The organism is Phormidium tenue FACHB-1052 (genome assembly GCF_014696675.1).
Lineage (GTDB): Bacteria > Cyanobacteriota > Cyanobacteriia > Phormidesmidales > Phormidesmidaceae > Nodosilinea > Nodosilinea tenuis_A.
The window spans coordinates 200,993-219,770 of the sequence record NZ_JACJQN010000004.1 but is presented as its reverse complement, the minus strand read 5'-3'; the positions used below and the strand labels follow the sequence as shown (position 1 = coordinate 219,770).

Sequence of the window (18,778 nt, the reverse complement as noted above, 5' to 3'; positions counted from 1 at the left end):
GTCCGACGAGCGATGTAAGATACCAAGCATTCTAATGTTGGCTTAAGCGTACATGGCGACTCCCTTTCGCGTTGGTGTGGCAGGCCCGGTGGGCTCGGGCAAGACGGCCCTGGTGGATAGCCTGTGCAAGGCGCTGCGCGATCGCTATTCCATTGCGGTCGTCACCAACGACATCTACACCCAGGAAGACGCCCAGTTTTTGGTGCGTAGCCAGGCGCTCAGCCCCGATCGCATCGTCGGGGTCGAGACTGGCGGCTGCCCCCACACCGCCATCCGCGAAGATGCCTCCATGAACCTGGTGGCGATCGAAGATCTCGAAGCCCGGTTCAATCCCCTCGATTTGGTGTTTGTGGAAAGCGGTGGCGACAACCTGGCCAGTACCTTTAGTCCCGAACTGGTCGATTTGACCCTCTACGTGATCGACGTAGCCGCCGGAGACAAAATCCCCCGCAAGGGCGGGCCGGGGATCACTAAATCAGACTTTTTGGTGATCAACAAAATTGACCTGGCTCCCATGGTGGGGGCCAGCCTAGAGGTGATGGAGCGGGATGCGCTCAAGATGCGGGGCGATCGCCCCTTCGGCTTCACCAACCTCAAAACCCAGGCAGGTTTGACCACCATTATCGACTTTATTCGCTACCACGCGGTGGCTGAACCGGTGCCATCAGGCCTGAGCTGAAGCCAGGTTGAGGGCTCAATACAAAGCTTGGCTAAAGCCTTGGTTGGGGCCACAGGTCGTTATATCTGCGGCGATCGCCCAAAATCAGCCTTTAGGGAGAGGTCACTCTAGGCCACGTGTCTCAGAAACGTTACAAAGAAGTTGGGGCTTTTGGTGTCTCACGCTACATTTACTGCCAATCACACCTCCTAATATCCACTCTGACGGTCTACGTGATTTCTCGATCAGACAAGTCTTCCCTTACAGAGTCAGGAGCGAGGTTGAATGGTAACTCGATTTAATCGACGTAAGTTTTTGGTGTACGGGTCTGCGACCCTGGGCACCTCTATGCTGCTCAAAGCCTGTGGCGGCAGCACCACCACTGATGCCGGTTCCACCGATACGGGCACCGACACTGCCGCCGCCGATGGCGAAACCATCAAGGTAGGCATTCTTCACTCCCTCAGCGGCACCATGGCCATCAGTGAAACCACTGTGGTTGACGCTGAGATGCTGGCTATTAAAGAAATCAACGAGGCTGGTGGTGTCTTAGGTCGGCAAATTGAAGCCATCACCGAAGATGGCGCGTCTGACTGGCCTACCTTCGCTTCTAAGGCTGAAAAGCTGATCGACGACGACCAGGTAGCCGTTGTGTTTGGCTGCTGGACTTCCGCTAGCCGCAAGGCCGTGCTGCCCGTATTCGAGTCAAAAGACCACATGCTGTGGTACCCCGTGCAGTACGAGGGCCAAGAGTGCTCCAAGAATATCTTCTACACTGGAGCTGCTCCCAACCAGCAGATTGAACCGGCGGTAGACTGGCTGCTTGAGAATAAGGGCAAAGACTTCTTCTTGGTGGGGTCTGACTACGTCTTCCCCCGCACCGCCAACACCATCATCAAAGAACAGCTAAAGGCCAAGGGCGGCAACACCCTGGGTGAAGACTACCTGCCCCTGGGCAACACCGAAGTCACCCCGATCATCACCAAAATTAAGGCCAACATGCCCGACGGCGGCGTGATTTTCAACAGCCTCAACGGTGACAGCAACGTGGCCTTCTTTAAGCAGCTCCAGGGCGCGGGCATGGGGCCAGACCTCTATCCGGTGATGTCAGTGAGCGTGGCCGAAGAAGAAGTCCGTCAGATTGGCCCCGAGTTTCTGGTGGGTCACCTGGCTTCGTGGAACTACTTCCAAACCGTGGAAACCCCCGAAAACGAAAAGTGGGTCGCCGACTTCAAGGCCGAGTTTGGCGACGATCGGGTAACCAACGACCCGATGGAAGCCGCCTATATCATGGTCTATCTGTGGAAGCAGGCGGTAGAAGCGGCTGGCACCTTTGATATTCCTGAGGTGCGGGCAGCCGCTTACGGCCAGGAAATGGCGGCCCCCGAAGGCCCCGTGACCATGAACGCCAACCATCACCTCTCTAAAACGGTGCGCCTTGGGGAAATCATGGACGACGGTATGTTTGACATCGTTTGGGAAACCGATGGCCCCGTTGATCCTGAACCCTGGAACCAGTTTGTGCCCGATACCATTGGCTTTGCCTGCGACTGGTCTGATACCGCTAAGGGCGGCAAGTTTAAGATCTAGGGCTAGGCTGTAGCTGCGATCGCGGCACTGTCGAACGGTAGTTTGGCGGGGGTGCAGCAAGCTGTATCCCCGCTCCTCGTATAGGGTCGGTCAAATTTTTAGATAAGCACCTACTCTTGCCGTTTGCTGAGGGAATAGAGAGCGAAATCTCTCAACTTAGAATTTCGGGATTTCTGTCGTAGTCAAGATTTTTTGTCAAGTTAATTTTTCAAAAAGATAAAGTGAAGAATAGTCCCACGTAATGGGTTAGAGATCAATACTTTAAACAGGCAAAAACTGTAGAGGGTGAACATTTCTTCTATATGGGGCGCATTAGTATTCCACTAAGATTGTGCCTGGTTCTTGTGACAGGCCAGTTAACATTTGTTAAGTAGCGCGTTGTTCTTAAATCGGTAAAGGCTGTGTTGGAAGGCTTAATTGGTGGCCTTTTTAATGGCATTAGCATTGGTGCGGTGCTATTGATTGTGGCGTTGGGTTTAGCCATTGTATTTGGCTTGATGGGGGTCATCAATCTGGCCCACGGCGAACTGATGATGTTTGGGGCTTACACCACCTTTGTGGTGCAAAATGTGGCCAAAAGCATTGGGGGGATTGCTCCTGATCTATACATTTTTGCGGCCCTGCCTCTGGCATTTTTGGTGGCCGCTTTGTTGGGCTTGCTGCTAGAACGAACGGTAATTCGCTATCTCTATGGGCGTCCTTTAGAAACGCTGCTGGCCACCTGGGGGGTGAGCCTGATTTTGATTCAGTTCATCCGCAGCGTCAGCCTGCCGATGGTGATTGGCTTGGGCATTTTTGCGGTGTTGTTCTTAGTCGGTCGCTGGGTGCTGACCCGCTACACCGACTGGGAGCGCATTCAATCTTGGGCCAACCCGGTGTTTTTGGGGCTGTCGGCGGCGATCGCAGTGCTGGCCTGGATTTTGATTGGCAACGCTGGCAGTGCAGCCTTCTCACGGCCCTGGTTTAGCACCCGCAACGTGGATGTCACGCCGCCCAGCTGGCTGCGGGGGGGCATTACCCTGGGCAACTCGCTGCAATTTCCCTCGGCGCGACTGTTCATTATTGTGCTCACCATTCTTTGCCTGGTGGCGGTTTACTGGTTTCTCAACGGCACGGCCTGGGGGCTGCGAATTCGCTCTGTGACCCAGAACCGAGGCATGAGCGCCTGCTTGGGCATTCCCACCGGGCAGGTGGATGCGATTACGTTTGCGCTGGGGTCTGGACTGGCGGGAATCGCTGGGTGCGCGGTGACCCTGCTGGGTTCGGTGGGGCCTAACCTGGGGGCAAACTACATCGTTGATGCCTTCATGGTGGTAGTCGTTGGCGGGGTCGGCAAGCTGGTAGGCAGCATTGTGGCGGCGCTCGTGATTGGCATCACGACCTACCTGGTGGGGTCGGGTACGATGGCGCTGCTGTTGCCGCCTACTGGATTCTTTCAGCCTGCGATTGACTTCTTTACGTTCTTTGCCACAACCAGTATGGCCAAGGTGATGGTGTTTGCGTTGATTATCGCCTTCTTGCAGGTGCGGCCCGCTGGGCTGTTCCCGCCGAAGGGTCGTTCGGTGGAGCTATAGGGCGATGACTACAGATATGGCCGTTCAACCGCGCCGCGCCGCCAAGGCCAGCCAAAAGCGCAAGTTTATGATTGAGGCGATCGCGGTGATTGCGATCGCCCTGATCCTGATTCTAATCATGCCAATGCTGCTGACGGGCTTTCGGCTCAATCTGCTGGGGCGCTTTTTGGCCCTCGGCATTGTGGCCCTGGGCATCGACTTAATCTGGGGCTTCACGGGCTTGCTCAGCCTGGGCCACGGCATCTTCTTTGGCCTGGGGGGCTATGCCTTTGCCATGTACCTGGAGTTAAACACCCTGGGCGAGGGGCAACTGCCGGAGTTCTTTGGTCTCTACGGGGTGACGGAGCTGCCCTGGTTTTGGCAGCCGTTCAACTCGCTGCCGTTCACGCTGCTGGCGATTTTTACCATCCCGGCGATCGTGGCGGGGTTGCTGGGCTACCTGGTGTTCCGCAACCGCATTCGCGGGGTCTACTTCTCAATTTTGACCCAGGCGGCCCTGGTGGTGTTTTTTAACCTGTTCAATGGTCAGCAAAAGCTGATCAACGGCACCAACGGTCTAAAAACTTCCACCTCGGTGTTTATGAATCAGCAGGTGGGCAGCGACGGCATGCGGATGTTCTTTTACATCAGCACCGTCATTGCGCTGATTGCCATGTACGCCCTCTGCCGCTGGCTCACCAGCGGGCGCTTTGGCCGCATGCTAGTGGCCATTCGCGACGACGAAAACCGGGTGCGCTTTTCGGGCTATGACCCGACGGCGTTTAAGGTGCTGGTGTTTGCGGTCTCCGGGGCGATCGCCGGTATTGCCGGTGCCCTCTACACGGTTCAATCTGGCATTATCTCGCCCCAGGTGATGGATATCGCCTTCTCCATCGAGATGGTGATCTGGGTTGCCGTGGGTGGGCGTGCCACTTTGGTAGGTGCTGTGCTGGGTGCCGTGCTGGTGAACATGGCCCGCAGTTTGCTCAGCGAGCGCTTCCCCGACGTATGGCTGTTCTTCCAGGGGGCGCTGTTCCTGATTGTGGTGACGGCACTGCCCGACGGCATTATTGGCTGGGGTCGTCGCCAGTTTGGCCCTATGGTTAGCTTAGCTCTGGGCCTCACCCCTACGGATGTGCCCTACGCCAGCGATAGCGACTCGGTAGTTGAAGCTGTCCCCGAGTTTGCCGAAAAGTAGTCTGCTGAAAAGTAGGGTGGGCATTGCCCCCATTGTAATTAGGGTTTCCCTAGCCTAGCTCAGGCAATAACTCCTTACTGGGGCATTGCTCACCTAACTCTGCAAAAGCCTCGATCAGCGCCACAGATCAATGGTGGGCAGTGCCCACCCTACCCATTCACCCCCCACCCATCCACCCACAATGAGCACCAAAGTCTTAGAAATTAAAGATGTCACCGTCAGTTTCGATGGGTTTAAGGCCATCAACAACCTCAACTTCAGCATGGATGAGGGCGAACTGCGGGTGATTATTGGCCCCAACGGCGCGGGCAAAACCACCTTCCTAGACGTGATCAGCGGCAAAACCAAACCCACCGAGGGCGCGGCCTACTTTAAGGGTCAAGACCTGCGCAAATATAAAGAGCATGAGATCTCCCGCCTGGGCATTGGGCGCAAGTTTCAAACTCCCCGCGTCTACCTCAACCTCACCCCCCGCGAAAACCTCGATCTCTCCTGCAATCGCCACAAAAACGTCTTCTCCACGCTGTTCAAAAAGGCCCCGCCCGCTGAAAAGCGCACCGTGGGTGGCCTGCTCGAAACTATTGGCCTCGACCACAAAGCTGACATCCCTGCCGCGCTGCTCTCCCACGGCGAAAAGCAGTGGCTTGAAATCGGCATGCTGGTGGCCCAGTCGCCCGATCTGCTGCTGGTGGATGAGCCAGTGGCGGGCCTCACCGACGAAGAAACCGAGCAGACCGGCAAACTGCTGATGTCGCTAGCTGAGAGCCACTCCATTGTGGTGATTGAGCACGACATGGAGTTTGTGCGCCAGATCGCCCGCCAGGTCACCGTGCTGCACCAGGGCAGCGTTCTCTTTGAAGGCACGATGGACCAGGTACAGACCGACCCCAAGGTGATTGAGGTCTACCTGGGCAAAGAAACCGGCCTCACCCCCGAGCAAATGCTGCTGCTGCGCATTGCCGCCACCATGGCCTGGGCCGACGACAACTTTGCCGACGTGCAGCAGGCCGTAATTCTCGATCGCCTCAGCCGCAAGTTTGCCCATGCCCCCGAAGAGCAGGCCGAGCTGCGGAGCGATTTGAAGAACCTGCTGGCCACCGAGATTCCCCTAGAAGAGCTGGTACCTCAGCTCACCACCCAGGCCCAGCGCGAAGAAGCCCTCATGCTCAGCTACGAAGTGATTAGCTCGAATCAGATCAACCAGACCGAGGCAGTGGTCTACCAAAAATTGCTGAACTTGCTGGGTCTGCCACCGGAGACCGTCAGCCGCCTAGAAGCCGCTGCCCTAGAGGAATTAGCTGCGCGGGGGTAGGTTTTGAATTTTGAGTTTTGAATTTTGAATTCAGACTCAAACTCAACCTCCAGAGACTTAACTCAAAACTCAAAACTAAGCACTCAAAACTTCAAACCCCTATGACCACCACCCTCCCCGCCCCGGCTCTCCAAGACCCCCTGACCGCGCCCATGCTTGAGGTTTCGGGGCTGAACTTTTACTACGGCGAAAGCCACATCCTGCGCGATGTGAGCATGACTATCCCCAAGGGGCAAATGGTCTGCCTGATTGGCCGCAATGGCGTGGGCAAAACCACCATGCTCAAAAACATCATGGGGGTGCTGCGGCCCCGCACGGGTGAAATTCGCTTTGAGGGGCAGGTGGTGAATAGCTTTCCTCCCGATCGCAGAGCCCGCCTCGGCATTGGCTACGTGCCCCAGGGCCGAGAAGTGATTCCGAGGCTAACGGTGCGAGAGAATTTGCTCATTGGCCAGGAGGCTTTGGGCAGCCGTGGCAAGGCGCAGAAAGAAGTGCCTGAAGAGATCTATGAGCTATTTCCGGTGCTCAAGACCATGCTCGATCGCATGGGAGGTGACCTCAGCGGCGGTCAGCAGCAGCAGCTGGCGATCGCCCGCGCCATCATGGGCCAGCCCAAACTGCTCGTACTGGATGAACCTACCGAAGGCATTCAACCCTCAATCATTCTCGATATTGAGGCGGCGGTGAAGAAGATCATTAAAACCACCGGTATTTCAGTGCTGCTGGTAGAGCAGCACCTGCACTTTGTGCGCCAGGCCGACTACTACTACGCTATGCAGCGGGGCGGCATTGTGGCCAACGGCCCCACCAGCGAACTCACCAACGACATCATTCAAGAGTTCTTAGCTGTGTAGCGCTTCGGGGAGTTCATCCCAAGGGCGTGAAAATTCTGGTTGGGTAAAGGTTTACCGCCTTTGTCCATTGTCATGGCAGCTGCGAAAACGCTTCATGTCCATTAGCGATCCACGCCAGTGCGTCCGATGGCTATACGCTAGTGCGCCGCTCAGTCTTTCTCAGGGGTAGTGACTAGGGATGGTCAGTGCAGAAGCCATCCCTGTAGTTTTGCGATCGCCTGCTTGTCACCGGGCTGAAATAGCGACAGTGGCTCTAGTCACAAAGTTGTCACTTTTGAATTTTATGATCGGCACAACCCCTTCTTCATGCTGAAACCTAATAGCTGTTGAGAGCTTTTTATTATGCAAAATTACTATCCCTGGAATACTCAGACTCTAGTAGATTGGCTCAATCAAGAACTTCGCTACCGCACGAAACAAGACTTAGAAGCCGTATTAGGCGTAGAACGCCATGTAATTAAGTCTTGGCTCACCAAACCTTCGCCTGCTATTACCCTGACCCATCTGCGGGCGATCGCTGACTACAAAGGCTCAAGTTTAGACCAAACCATTAGCTGGCTTGGGTTACAGCCCGCCCACGTACAAGAACTTGTCAATCAAGATGCTGCAGGGGTTAGAGCGAGTCTTCGGTAACAATTTAGCGACAACTAGATTTGGGGGCCAATACAAGGGTTAAAAATATTAAGAGATTGATCGAGAATCGATCTCTCATATTTTGGGTAACAACTCATTATGACCAGCAGATTTAGATCGATTGATGGCAGCCGGTTCTTTTCGCTGCGACGCTTGGGCTGGGCTGCGATCGCCGCTCTAATGACGCTGGTTATTCTCATCCTGAGCAGTCGATCCTCGCTCACCTGGGCGGATGTACCCGATGCCAATCCGCCTGAAACTGCTGCTGCGCCGTTTTAGGTTGGGGCCGATGCTGGCACCACCTGGCGTATCTTTGGCCTAGAAATTGTGGGCAAAGTTATGAGTTCGCAGACCAACGGGGCTTACTCGGTGGTGATTAGCAATACTCCCCCCAAGGGTGGGCCGCCGCTCCACGTGCATGAGCATGAGGACGAGCTGTTTTACATTCTCGAGGGCACCTATGAGTTTCGCTTTGGTGACGAAACCGTAGTCGCTAACCCAGGGGATTTTGTGCATCTGCCGGCCCACATTCCCCACACCTTTCGCAATATCGGCTCTGAGCCTGGCATGGCGATGAACACCATGACCCCCGGCGGATTTGAGCAGTTCTTTGTTGAGATTGACCAACTGCCCAAGGAACAACCCCTTGATCGCAGTCAGGTCGCGGCGATCGCTAGCCGCTATGGTTTACAGTTCTTGCCAGAGTCGCCATAGCGCCCTCTGTTACCCAATTCTGTTGGGCGGCTTTTGAGCCAGCAGGACAAACAACTTTTGCCCTAGCTAGGGGACTGTTTTCGACTTAGGTGTATTGAATTCGAACCGGCTATCCCTTGCTTTACGTCACCGCCAAAGAGGCCAAGCTACAGCTAATTCAAAACCGATTTTCGGGGCTGATCGGGCAGCCCATTGTGGGCTACGAGCTGGCCCAGATGTGGTGTGACGACGACCAACGATGGAGCGACTGGATGGATTTGCCCCTGTTTTTGACCGTGGGCAGCTCTACTCTGTCGATCTCTTGGCAAAAGTTTGACGACTTGGCCATTGAGATGGGCCGGGTGCTGCCTTTTTCCCTCGGCGGATCGACGGTGCGCTGGTTGTGGGAAGGGGTGGCGGTGCTCGACGCCATTCTCGGTACCACCATTGCCGCTGTCTCCCTGGGCCGCGGGCAGATGTCTATCGGCGGCAGCGAGCTTGAGATTTGGACTCGTCTGCTGATCACCCTCGACAGCGGCACCACCCTAGATGTGTTCAATGCCCTAGATGAAAACGGCATGGCCCTGGTTACCCTGGAGCCTGGGGATGAGGTTATCCAAGCCGTGGGATTGCAACCCTAGAGATGGCTCAAACACCGTGGGCACAGTTCTACTGAAGCCAGGCGACTAGGAACCGTGCGGCCTTTGCGGGTAGGGGCAGCCCAGTTGGCTCTGGAGTTTAACCCCTTTAGCGATCGCACGCAGCCTAGCTGTGGGGCGTCGAAACCGCTACCAGATCGGCCTCAACCTCCTGACGCAGACGAGCCAGGGTGGCCGAGGTCTGGGTATCGTTGAGCAGGGCTGCCAGGGTCGCGCTAACTCCCTCTGGCCCCCAGGTGCAACCCTGCTCCAGGTAAGTTTTAGCGGCCTGGCCAACGGTGTAGGCCCCGTACCCGGCGGCGCTGGCCTGGGCGGTAATTGCCCCCGCTAAGGCGGCTACCCCCGAGGCGCTATCCACCAGAGTGACCAGTGCGGCGGTGGTTTTGCCTGCCCCGAGCAGACCGCTGCCCAGCTCACTCAGCAGCAGGGTGCCCGAGCTTTTGAGAATCGCCCGCCACAGCCGCCCCGCCTCGTGGCCCGTAATCGGAAAGCCGTAGAGCCGCGCCAGGGTGCGAATCATCACCAGGTCAATCAGCACGCCGCCCAGCAGGTCGAGGCCCGCGATCGGGTTGAGGGCCACGGCGGCAGCTTTGTACTTGGCAAATTGCCAGATGGTTTCGTCGGCGCGATCGCTGTGCAGACGACTGACGTGGCCTACCATATCGCCCTCAATAGACCGGGCGTGGCGCAGGGCGTTGAGAGCTACCAGGGCCGAGCCATCCTGGCTGACAATCGCCAACAGCGCCCGGCGCAGCGGCTCAATCTGAGGAGGCTGAGGTTCCCACTCGTCGCTGGTGCGACCATCGGGCCATTCTACCCGCACCTGAAGCGGGGCCGGACTAGCCGCCACCATGACAACCTCTTCTACAGCCAGCTTGGCCCCTGGGGTATCTCGGCCTAGCTCAGCCCGCAGACTATTGAGGGTGTTGTATACCGCTTGGCGGTCAATTTCGGGATACAGATCGACCTTGTTAAACACCAGCAGCAGTGGCTTATGCCCGCGCTGTAGCTCTGCCAGGGCGTCGTACTCAAGCTGGGTGATCTCCCCTGCCACCACAAACAAAATCAAATCTGCCTGGGTGGCTACGGTCTGAGCCATGTCGGCGCGAATATCACCCCCAACCTCATCTAGGCCCGGGGTATCCACTAGCTCGATCTGCCAGGACAGGTCGCTGTCAGCCTCGGGCTGCCAGTACACCGACCGGGGCCAGCGGGTAACCCCGTGCAGCGGGCCAGTTTCAAGAATGCTTTCTCCCACCAGGGCGTTGATCACCGCTGATTTGCCCCGGCTCACCAATCCAAACACCGCCACCCGCAAGCAGCGCGACTCCAGCTTGGCGCTGAGGCTTTGGAGCTGACCCAGCCCCTGCTTCACCGCCGCCTGATGGGGGTTGGCGCTGCCCTGTACCGCTGTGGAGTAGCGAGTCACGGCCTGGCTGAGAGTTTGGCGGGCGCGGGAGAGGAGGGGGGAGGGGGGCATAGGGGTGGGGAGTAGGGGGTGGATGGGTGGGGAGTGGTGGGTAGGGGGTTAAGAGTTGGGTGGGGTAGGTTCGAGGGGGATGGCGATCGCGGGGATGGTTTCGGCGATCGCGTCGAGGGCCGTCGGTTCAAGATCGAGGGGGGCGGCGGTGCTGGCGGGGAGTTGGGCGGGGGTGGGCTTGAGAATGTCGATGCCCTGTTTGGCCAAGGTTTGCAGCAGGCTGAGCTGGCGATTTTGCTGAACGGTGGTTTGCAGGCGTTGGGCGATCGCCTCCCAGGACAGTTCGCTGGTGGGGGTGCCGGCCAGGGCGGCTTGCTCAAAGTAGTCGATCAGGCTAAGGCCGGCCATGCGGGTGAGGTAGGCGGCGCTGAGCCCCTGCACCAGCCCCCCGGCTAGGTAGGTAGCGAAGTGGCTTTTGAGCACGGCGGTGAGCACCTGGGTCGAGAGTTCGACCAGGCCCAGCTTGACGGTCAGGCTGGCCAGGGTACCGGCGGCGGTTTTGGCCTCGTTGAGGGTGAGGTTGAAGCCGTAGATTTTGCCCAGGTCGAGAATCAGTTGACCGTTGATGGCGACGGTGGCCAGCAGGTCGAGGGTGGGTACGGGGTTGGCAAAGGCGGCGGCTCCGGCCACCCACTGGAGCTGATCGATCAGGGGCAGGGCGCGATCGCGGCGCAGGCGGTTGAGGTCGGCTTGCACCTGCTGGCGTAGGGCCTGGCTGCGGCGCAGCACCGTGGCGGCGACCAGGGTTGACCGTTCAGCCACCAGGGCGCGATCGAGGGCAGCTTGGAGTCCGGCGATCGCCGGGGCGGGCGTTTCCATGGTTTCGGTAAAGGTTCCGTCGGCTTGGTAACGGCGCACCTTAATGGAGCGAGGGGCAGCGGCAGCGGTGACAACGGGCACGGTGGCGGGCAGGGTTGCCACCCGCTGCTGAAGCTGGGTCAAAATTGTCTGCTGGTCGGCAGCGTCGTAGTGGTCGTGCTTGTTAAACACCAGCACCGCCCCTTGGCCAGCGATCGCGCGCTCCCGCAGCAGGGTGAGGGCGCTGTCAGTGATGTCGCCGTCGGTGATTAGCAGCAGGCCGTCGTAGTTGAGCCAGTCAGGGGTGGCGGTCAGGGCCATTTCCTCAAAGCTCAGGGCAGCGTCTTTCTCAACGGCTGCGTCGGCTGGGGGCGTAAGCAGGGTGAGTAAAGTGGTTTTGCCGGTGCGGGGTTCGCCTGCGATCGCCACCCGTAACGTTTGGCGATCGAGTCCTGCCCCTAGGGCCTGGTGTTCCTGGCGATAGGTGGTGAGCGGCGCAGAGACTTGGGCTACCTGACCGACTGACTCAGCTTCCTGGGCCAGGGTATCGATCAGGGCCAACAGCGTTGCCAGTTCGATCTCAACTCGAGAGCGATCGACCACGGGTGGGGCAATGGGCTTGGGGGCCGCTGGCGCAGGCACACCCCGCCGCCACCACCACAGACCAGAGCCCAGAGCAATGGCGCTGAGCAACGTCGAGCTGTCTAGCGGGTTGATATGGGTGCTGCCTAGCAGGGCTAGGGTAGCAGAAAGGCCTAGGCCGCCCACCAACAGCGGTCGCTTGAGCAGCGCCGGTAGGGCCAGCATCGGTTTTAGCTGCGGGAGAAACCCCCTCGCGCTAGTACCCGCAGTCTCTGTATCGAGATCGCTGGCAATGTCGTCTTTGCCCGTTAACCCTAGCCCCATGGCCTACTGCCTTTCTATATAAGTTGTAATTAAGCGGTGATGACGGCCCGATGCGACCGGCCGTTTCCCCTGACCCGCCCGGGGCTGAACCGCGATCGCCACCAGCATTGTGTCAGCCGGCTTCGAACCCTGGAGAACGGCCTGCCCTAACCTTGGTGCCCGCTTTACTATTGTTGCAAAGGGGTTAGCATTCCTCCAGTAGGGTCTTCCTCCCCATTGGCGGCGTAGATGCCCGCCCAGGGTACCCATGAAGCGGTCGGTAATCCTACTGTAAACTGGTGTAGCGATCGCTCTGGCAGACTGGCTGCCTATTTTCAGCCCTGAATTGTTCCAAATCTATGCACCCCACCCTGATCCCTGGTACCACCCTTCAGAACCGCTACCGTGTGCTGCAAGAGCTGGGTTATGGCGGCTTTGGGCGCACCTACCTGGCCGAAGATCTGGGTCGTTTTAACGAACGCTGCGCCGTTAAAGAACTCGAACCCCAGCAGGGCGATCAGTTCTCCGACAAGGCGCTCCAACTGTTTCAGCGCGAAGCCGCCATCCTCTACAGCATTGAGCATCCGCAAATTCCCAAGTTTCAGGCCATCTTTGAGGAAAACCAGCGCCTGTTTTTGGTGCAAGACTATATCGACGGTGTCACCTACCGCGACCTGCTCAACCAGCGAATTCAGCAGGGCATGGCCTTCTCAGAGGCCGAGGTGCGGCAGTTTTTGCAGCAGATTTTGCCGGTGCTGGCCCACATTCACAGCAAGGGCATTATTCACCGCGATATCAGCCCCGACAACGTCATGCAGCGCCGGGCTGACAGCCTGCCGGTGCTGATCGACTTTGGGGTGGTCAAAGAAGTCGTCACCCGCATTCAGCCGCCGGGCACCCTGAGCCAGGCCACCTCGGTGGGCAAGCTGGGCTATGCCCCCAGCGAGCAAATGCAGTCGGGCCGAGCCTACCCCAGTAGCGACCTCTATGCCTTAGCGGTCACCGCCATTGTGATGCTCACCGGCAAAGAACCCCAGGAAATTTTTGACGACGTCAACCTTAGCTGGCATTTGCCCAACACTCTTAGCCCCGGCCTAATTCAGGTGCTGCGAAAGGCCACTAGCTACCGACCGGGCGATCGCTACCAGTCGGTGAGCGAAATGGCTCAGGCCCTCGGTGCCGTGGGCACAGCGCCCGGTCCTGCCGCAGCATCAACGCCCTCCCAGGTGCGAACGGTAGCCGTGGGGCGACAGTATCAGCCCACCAAGGTTGGTGCTGTAACCCAAGCGCCTAACTACACCGCCCCGGTGCCCATTGCCGAGCCCGCCACTCTGTGGGAAAACCCCTGGGCCGTGGCTGTGATCGGCGGAATTTTGGCTCTGCTGGCGGGCCTCGGCGGCTGGACGCTGGTGAGTCTGCTCAACCGCACCCCAGCCCCTACCCCGGTGCCCACGCCTGAGATCACCCTTGAACCTCAGCAGCCCCAACCTACTCCCGAACCCACCGCCGAGCCCACCCCCGAAACTAGCCCGGTCGAGTACAGCCAAAACCTGGCCATTCAACCGGGGAGCGATCGCACCGTCAGGGGCAGCCTGCGCAGCAACGAAACCATTAACTATCGCCTCAACGCCTTAGCTGGTCAGGTATTGCTAGCCCGCATGACCGGCGAAGGGGTGCTGGTTACAGTGCTCACTCCCGAAGGAGAGCCGGTGGATAGTTCAGCTCAGCGGGTGCTCAACTGGCAAGGCACCCTACCCGTCGATGGTGAATATATTGTGCAGCTACGCCCGGTTCAGGGTCTAGAGCAGAGCGACTACGAGCTAGAGGTCAGCCTCAGCGCCCAACCCGACCCCGAAGCTACGGCTGAACCCGAACCCGAACCCAGCGTTGAGCCGTCACCCACAGTTGAGCCTCAGCCCGACCCCGAGCCGGAGCCAAACCCTGACGCCAACGTGGTTGAGCAACGGGTGCAGATTCCGCCGGGGCAGACCAGTGTGCAGGTGTCGGGTCAGGTCAACCAAGACCGCTCTCGCCGCTACATTGTCAATGCCCAGGAGGGGCAGGTTTTGGCTCTAGAGCTGCCCAGCGTCAGCGGCCCGGTCACGCTGGATGTGCGCTTTCCCAACGGCGAGCTGATTCCTGATGCGTCGCGGGTGCTGTCGTGGCAGGGCCAGTTGCCCACCAGCGGCAACTACATTGTGGATGTGTCGTCGCCCCGCCCGTCTAACTACGTGCTGACGATATCGGCAAATTAGGGGTGATGTGGACGTTCAAGGTTGAGGGTTCAGGGTTCAGGGGGCGGCCTTAGACTTTATACCTTGCACCCTCACCGATTCTCTAACTCAGGTTTTTCTAAAGGGGTATATGGTTTCTCTAAATGCGCTCCTGGTGGCCGGTACCGACACCGAAGTGGGCAAAACCGTGCTCACCAGTGCTCTATTGGCCTATTGGCAGCAGCATCGGACAGCTCAAGCTCCGGCGGTGCTGAAGCCGTTTCAGTCGGGGGTGGGCGATCGCGAGCTGTACCAACGCCTCTTTTTTCCGGACATGAGCCTAGATGCCATTACGTCTCAGCACTTTGATGCGCCTCTAGCCCCACCCTTGGCCGCTGCCTTAGAGGGTCGCTCGGTAGATCTCACTTCAGCCTGGCGCGCTTTAGAAACTGCCACCCAGCAACACCCCTGGGTTTTGGTAGAAGGGCTGGGCGGGCTAGGGTCACCAGTCACCTACGAACTCACCGTGGCGGATTTAGCAGCGGCTTGGCATCTGCCGGTGGTGCTGGTGGTGCCGGTCAAGTTGGGGGCGATCGCTCAGGCGATCGCCAACGTGGCCCTGGCTCGGCAAAACGCCATCGATTTGCGGGGCATTGTGCTCAACTGCTCTCAGCCCTGTACCCCTGAGCAGATCGACCAGTGGGCTCCAGCCGGGCTGATCGCCAACCTGGCCCAGACCCCGGTGCTGGGTACGCTGCCCTACCTATCTACCCCAGAGTCACCGGCAGCCCTGGCGGCGGCGGCGGCCAATCTGGAGTTAGAGTCACTCTACTCAGCAACGGTTCCCCACCTAGCAAAAAGCCGCTAGGTCAATTCCCAGCGGCCAGCATAGAGCAGGAGTTCACTGCTTTAAGCGTGCGCTTCACGGTGAAGCATGGCGGCAATGGCCCCTGTGAGGTCAAGAACAGTCGTTTTATCGGTCTCAACCGTAACCCCAACTCGATCTTCAGGGAAACAGTCACGACTGCCCTTTTCGCACTCAGCCATGAGCTCGATCATGGGAGCTGTAGCGGCGGGAGGCAGAGTCGGCGGTAGCTGAAAAAACATAGTTAATTCCTATAGTCACCCTGATGTGGTCGTCATTCTAACTAAGTTGGCGATCGCAGGGAGCTAGCATTTTAGCCAGCCGCTCTAATGCTGTTACAAAACTTAAAAAATCCCCAAACGCACAAGCTTTGATCAATTGCTGATCTGCCCTAGCCACTGACTCAAGGCGATGGCCCCTTTAGTTACAATCACCAGGCAGTGCGTTGTAGATAGGGCAGTGGCAATTCTTCGCAGCATCAAACTGAGTCGATGGCGGCGGTGGCAGTGGTTGGCAGTCATGCTGCTCACAACGTATATCACCGTACAACTGCTGCCCTACGGGGCGCTGGCTGCGGTTTCGCCCTGGGCAACTAGGCAGACTCCAGCGGCTGCCCTAACTTCTGATCATTTGGATAGGTTGGCTCAGCTCGAACCGCTGCCTGGCGGTAGCGTGGCCCTGCCCAATTTTGATCCAGCAGTGAACGGGTTTCAGTTTTCCAACCAGGAGTTAACCCAGGCCATCGATACCACCCGCAACCCTCAGGCTTGGGAAGAAGTGCTGACCGAGCAACTGCAACAGCTGTTTGGCACTCAGGTCTGTATCGGGGGCGAATCGGCTACCTGTGTGCTCACCGCCGCCGCCCAAAGCTGGCTACAAACCCAGCTAGGCCGCATGAACCAGGGCCTTTCGGAGGGCATGGCCGCTGCGGTGCTCGACCTGTGGCAGCCCAGCCAGCCGCGCCTGCCCTGGTGGCAGCGTCTGGTTAACGCCCTGCTGGGGCGCACGGTGTTTGGCCTGGTACGCACCCTGTTTGACCTGCAAACCTTCATCGCCAACCTGTTTCTGATGCAGGGGGTGACGGAGGTGGCCCAGCAGACCCAGGCCGTGCGCGACACCTTTACCCCGACTCAAATTTTGCGATCGCTGCTCGGTGTCTTTCTCAGTGGCTCCCTCGACCCGTTCACCATGGGGATCTATCGCCGGTTGGAGGGTGCCCTGACCGAAGGCCACAGCCTCACCCCCTACCGCGTCGAAGATCGGGGCAGCGGCAAATACTGGGTTTACGTCTATGACAGCAACTACCCCGCTGGTCGCCCCAGCAGCCCCGCCGACCTCCACGTGGAGTTTGACACCCAGGCTGACACTTGGACTTACCAGCCCATTGCCAGCGGTCAGGTATTTCAAGGCGATGGGCAGAGCAAAACCCTCGATCTGACGCAGCGATCGTGGCGGCAACCTCCAGCCGATCAACCGCTGGCTGCCACTGGCCCCTTCACCTGCCCCTTCTGTGCCCCTGGAGCCGAAACTGAAGCCGAGGCTGAGACAAAAGCCACCGCCACCGTAGACATCACTCTCATTGGAGAAGGGGTGCTCACTGTTACCCCCTACGAGGAGACAGCGGACGCTGACCTAACCCTACTGTCTGTCGGCAATCAGGATGCCGTGGAGCTAGTGCCCTTCAAAGGCGGATTGAACCGCGGGGTGCCCGCTAGCTATCGACTGCCCGCCGACCAGCTAGGGCAACCTCTCCAAGTCACCCTAACTGGGATGGCCACGGCACCCACCCAGACCGCTACGCTCCAGCTCACGGGGCCGGGGTATACGGCCAACGTTGAAGAACTCAGGCTTGACCCTAGCCAAACCCTCACCCTGTTTTTGGTGGCCAACGCCACCGGGCCGGAGATTACCCTGGTGGCCAATCGAGCCACCGACCTGCCCCACCTGTCGATCAGTCTCACCGATGACACCAGCGCTTACCAGTTCAACTCGTCTACCCCAGAAACCGGGTTTTCGATTACCGATCGCCAGGTGTCCAAAAGCTCTGGCTTTGACCTCAGCGGCCTCAAGTTGCCAGCGGGCCAGCGTGTTGCCCTAGCCGCCAAAACTGACCTCAAGCGTCTTTACTTTGCCGACGACACGCTGGCCCCTAGCCAGTACACCCTCACGGTTAAAAATCGCATTGTGATCAAAGACCGTATTCAGCTGGGGGAACGCCAGCCTGACTTTGTTAACTACACCCTGGCCTACGACGAAAACATGCGGGCCAGCGGCGTGCAGATCGATCGCCAGCGCCAGGCCTTTTTTGACTACGATCCGGCTTTTATTGACCCCGCTGAACTGCCCCGACAGACCCTACTAGAAGCCTTTGACCAGCGCGATTTTCCTATCGCCATTGCCTACGAACCTCTAATGGCTAGTGCGAATGGACAGAGCCCGCTGCGGCTGGTGCCCTCGGGGGGAGAGCCTGTCGGGCGACGGGTGTTTCAGGGGGCGCTGCAGAAGGGCGGGGAGAAAGCGTGAGGGAGATGGGAAGGTGGGGGAGATGAGGGTTAGTCGAAATCGGTGGGCTGGTCGGGGTTTTTGAGATAGTCAAAGAAGCGCTGAATTTGCTCTGGCCCGGTGCGTCCTAGGGAAAGGGGCGGAATGTCGTTGGCACCAAAGAAGTCAACGGCTGGGGTTTCGTAGCTGGGGGTGAGCTGGCCGCCGGTAATTTCGCAGTGAAACACCAGCCTGTAGCTGTGGTGCAGGGCTGGCGGGTGTCCGTGGCGAGGGTGGGCGCGATCGTAGCAGGCTAGCAGGCGGGTGGCTTTGGCCGTGAAGCCAGATTCTTCAAAAATTTCGCGCTCAGCGGCGTGGCTGGGGGAGTCGCCGACGTCGGCCCAGCCGCCGGGCAGCGCCCACAGCCCATCCGACTGCTCCTGCACCAGCAGAATTTTTTGGTCGCGAAACACGACGCCTCTGACATCGACTTTAGGGGTGGCGTGGCCCTGGTCTTGCTGCATGAGATTGAGCATAGTGGGCGGATCGGATTCGACCTGGGCGGCGAGCATGGCAGCGGCGATCGCCTGGATCTGCTCGTAGCGTTCTGTATCAAAGGGATGGTTTTTGTAGTGCAACCCGGTTTGGGCAATGCCCTGAAGTTGCTGAATCCAGCCTAGCCATGGGGAAGTCATAGGACGCGATCAATCCATCGATTTGAGTAAGCTAAATTCTAGGGTTCGGCCTTGGTCATTGAGCTTGAATTGCCGTAATTCTGGTAGGTTTGTGGGCATCTGATAGAGGAAAGTGAGCGGTGGTGGCAAACATTTATGAGAGTCGGGCCGCAGGGATTACATTTAAGTTAACAACTATCTTTAGACGGGTTGCACCGCCGCCTAGGATGGG

The 18,778-nt window shown here is 58.4% G+C and carries 16 protein-coding genes and 1 pseudogene; 13 read left to right on the top strand and 4 right to left on the bottom strand.

What is annotated here, in order from left to right; genetic code table 11:
- The first annotated feature begins 52 nt into the window (after positions 1-52).
- The 10 genes and pseudogenes from ureG (at position 53) to H6G07_RS08365 (ending at position 9,132) form a co-directional block, all read left to right on the top strand.
- Positions 53-679: an urease accessory protein UreG gene (ureG, locus tag H6G07_RS08410; RefSeq protein WP_073607806.1), complete on the top strand. Its 627-nt coding sequence runs from the start codon at positions 53-55 to the stop codon at positions 677-679.
- Positions 680-943: 264 nt separating this feature from the next.
- On the top strand, positions 944-2,248 hold the full coding sequence (urtA, locus tag H6G07_RS08405; RefSeq protein WP_073607807.1) for an urea ABC transporter substrate-binding protein: 1,305 nt from the start codon (positions 944-946) through the stop codon (positions 2,246-2,248).
- A gap of 401 nt (positions 2,249-2,649) precedes the next feature.
- The gene (gene urtB, locus H6G07_RS08400) at positions 2,650-3,822 is read left to right on the top strand and encodes an urea ABC transporter permease subunit UrtB (RefSeq protein WP_073607808.1); all 1,173 of its coding nucleotides are present in this window, start codon (positions 2,650-2,652) and stop codon (positions 3,820-3,822) included.
- Between the two features lie 16 nt (positions 3,823-3,838).
- Positions 3,839-4,999 carry an urea ABC transporter permease subunit UrtC gene (gene urtC / locus H6G07_RS08395; protein WP_199311992.1) on the top strand — a complete coding sequence of 387 codons (1,161 nt, stop codon included), beginning with the start codon at positions 3,839-3,841 and terminating at the stop codon, positions 4,997-4,999.
- Between the two features lie 181 nt (positions 5,000-5,180).
- Positions 5,181-5,915, top strand: a pseudogene (gene urtD, locus H6G07_RS26870) (urea ABC transporter ATP-binding protein UrtD); the annotation flags it as partial.
- A gap of 548 nt (positions 5,916-6,463) precedes the next feature.
- The gene (gene urtE, locus H6G07_RS08385; protein ID WP_073607986.1) at positions 6,464-7,165 is read left to right on the top strand and encodes an urea ABC transporter ATP-binding subunit UrtE; all 702 of its coding nucleotides are present in this window, start codon (positions 6,464-6,466) and stop codon (positions 7,163-7,165) included.
- A 342-nt stretch (positions 7,166-7,507) separates the two neighbouring features.
- Complete coding sequence (locus tag H6G07_RS08380; RefSeq protein ID WP_073607811.1) at positions 7,508-7,798, top strand: hypothetical protein; 291 nt, start codon at positions 7,508-7,510, stop codon at positions 7,796-7,798.
- Between the two features lie 99 nt (positions 7,799-7,897).
- Positions 7,898-8,077, top strand: coding sequence for a hypothetical protein (locus H6G07_RS08375; RefSeq protein WP_073607812.1), 180 nt, complete (start codon positions 7,898-7,900; stop codon positions 8,075-8,077).
- Positions 8,078-8,137: 60 nt separating this feature from the next.
- Positions 8,138-8,512, top strand: a complete 375-nt coding sequence (locus tag H6G07_RS08370; protein WP_084172999.1) for a cupin domain-containing protein — start codon at positions 8,138-8,140, stop codon at positions 8,510-8,512.
- Between the two features lie 116 nt (positions 8,513-8,628).
- Positions 8,629-9,132, top strand: a complete 504-nt coding sequence (locus H6G07_RS08365) for a hypothetical protein (RefSeq protein WP_073607814.1) — start codon at positions 8,629-8,631, stop codon at positions 9,130-9,132.
- A 124-nt stretch (positions 9,133-9,256) separates the two neighbouring features.
- Here the strand turns inward: H6G07_RS08365 and H6G07_RS08360 are convergent, their stop codons facing one another.
- Complete coding sequence (locus H6G07_RS08360) at positions 9,257-10,630, bottom strand: GTP-binding protein (protein ID WP_073607815.1); 1,374 nt, start codon at positions 10,628-10,630, stop codon at positions 9,257-9,259.
- Between the two features lie 48 nt (positions 10,631-10,678).
- Positions 10,679-12,334: a YcjF family protein gene (locus tag H6G07_RS26660; RefSeq protein ID WP_073607816.1), complete on the bottom strand. Its 1,656-nt coding sequence runs from the start codon at positions 12,332-12,334 to the stop codon at positions 10,679-10,681.
- Between the two features lie 338 nt (positions 12,335-12,672).
- Between H6G07_RS26660 and H6G07_RS08350 the strand changes: the two genes are divergently transcribed.
- Entirely contained in the window at positions 12,673-14,568 is a 1,896-nt protein-coding gene (locus tag H6G07_RS08350; protein ID WP_073607817.1) for a serine/threonine-protein kinase, read from the top strand.
- A gap of 109 nt (positions 14,569-14,677) precedes the next feature.
- Positions 14,678-15,394, top strand: coding sequence for a dethiobiotin synthase (gene bioD, locus H6G07_RS08345; RefSeq protein ID WP_073607818.1), 717 nt, complete (start codon positions 14,678-14,680; stop codon positions 15,392-15,394).
- Positions 15,395-15,435: 41 nt separating this feature from the next.
- Here bioD and H6G07_RS08340 read toward each other — a convergent pair whose 3' ends face one another.
- Positions 15,436-15,633 (bottom strand): hypothetical protein, encoded by a 198-nt coding sequence (locus tag H6G07_RS08340; RefSeq protein ID WP_139296971.1) that lies wholly within the window; start codon positions 15,631-15,633, stop codon positions 15,436-15,438.
- Between the two features lie 217 nt (positions 15,634-15,850).
- Between H6G07_RS08340 and H6G07_RS08335 the strand changes: the two genes are divergently transcribed.
- Positions 15,851-17,914: a hypothetical protein gene (locus tag H6G07_RS08335; protein ID WP_139296972.1), complete on the top strand. Its 2,064-nt coding sequence runs from the start codon at positions 15,851-15,853 to the stop codon at positions 17,912-17,914.
- 29 nt (positions 17,915-17,943) lie between these two features.
- On the opposite strand, the gene H6G07_RS08330 is transcribed toward H6G07_RS08335, so the two are convergent.
- The gene (locus H6G07_RS08330; RefSeq protein WP_073607820.1) at positions 17,944-18,567 is read right to left on the bottom strand and encodes an NUDIX hydrolase; all 624 of its coding nucleotides are present in this window, start codon (positions 18,565-18,567) and stop codon (positions 17,944-17,946) included.
- Between the last annotated feature and the right edge of the window lie 211 nt (positions 18,568-18,778).

What these genes read in the sequence shown, in the direction of transcription:
- H6G07_RS08380 (WP_073607811.1), top strand. Translation starts at nt 7,508, where the DNA reads ATGCAAAATTACTATCCCTGGAATACTCAGACTCTAGTAGATTGGCTC.
- urtC (WP_199311992.1), top strand. Translation starts at nt 3,839, where the DNA reads ATGGCCGTTCAACCGCGCCGCGCCGCCAAGGCCAGCCAAAAGCGCAAG.
- ureG (WP_073607806.1), top strand. Translation starts at nt 53, where the DNA reads ATGGCGACTCCCTTTCGCGTTGGTGTGGCAGGCCCGGTGGGCTCGGGC.
- urtE (WP_073607986.1), top strand. Translation starts at nt 6,464, where the DNA reads ATGCTTGAGGTTTCGGGGCTGAACTTTTACTACGGCGAAAGCCACATC.
- urtA (WP_073607807.1), top strand. Translation starts at nt 944, where the DNA reads ATGGTAACTCGATTTAATCGACGTAAGTTTTTGGTGTACGGGTCTGCG.
- H6G07_RS08340 (WP_139296971.1), bottom strand. Translation starts at nt 15,633, where the DNA reads ATGTTTTTTCAGCTACCGCCGACTCTGCCTCCCGCCGCTACAGCTCCC.
- H6G07_RS08370 (WP_084172999.1), top strand. Translation starts at nt 8,138, where the DNA reads ATGAGTTCGCAGACCAACGGGGCTTACTCGGTGGTGATTAGCAATACT.
- H6G07_RS26660 (WP_073607816.1), bottom strand. Translation starts at nt 12,334, where the DNA reads ATGGGGCTAGGGTTAACGGGCAAAGACGACATTGCCAGCGATCTCGAT.
- H6G07_RS08375 (WP_073607812.1), top strand. Translation starts at nt 7,898, where the DNA reads ATGACCAGCAGATTTAGATCGATTGATGGCAGCCGGTTCTTTTCGCTG.
- H6G07_RS08360 (WP_073607815.1), bottom strand. Translation starts at nt 10,630, where the DNA reads ATGCCCCCCTCCCCCCTCCTCTCCCGCGCCCGCCAAACTCTCAGCCAG.
- H6G07_RS08350 (WP_073607817.1), top strand. Translation starts at nt 12,673, where the DNA reads ATGCACCCCACCCTGATCCCTGGTACCACCCTTCAGAACCGCTACCGT.
- bioD (WP_073607818.1), top strand. Translation starts at nt 14,678, where the DNA reads ATGGTTTCTCTAAATGCGCTCCTGGTGGCCGGTACCGACACCGAAGTG.
- H6G07_RS08330 (WP_073607820.1), bottom strand. Translation starts at nt 18,567, where the DNA reads ATGACTTCCCCATGGCTAGGCTGGATTCAGCAACTTCAGGGCATTGCC.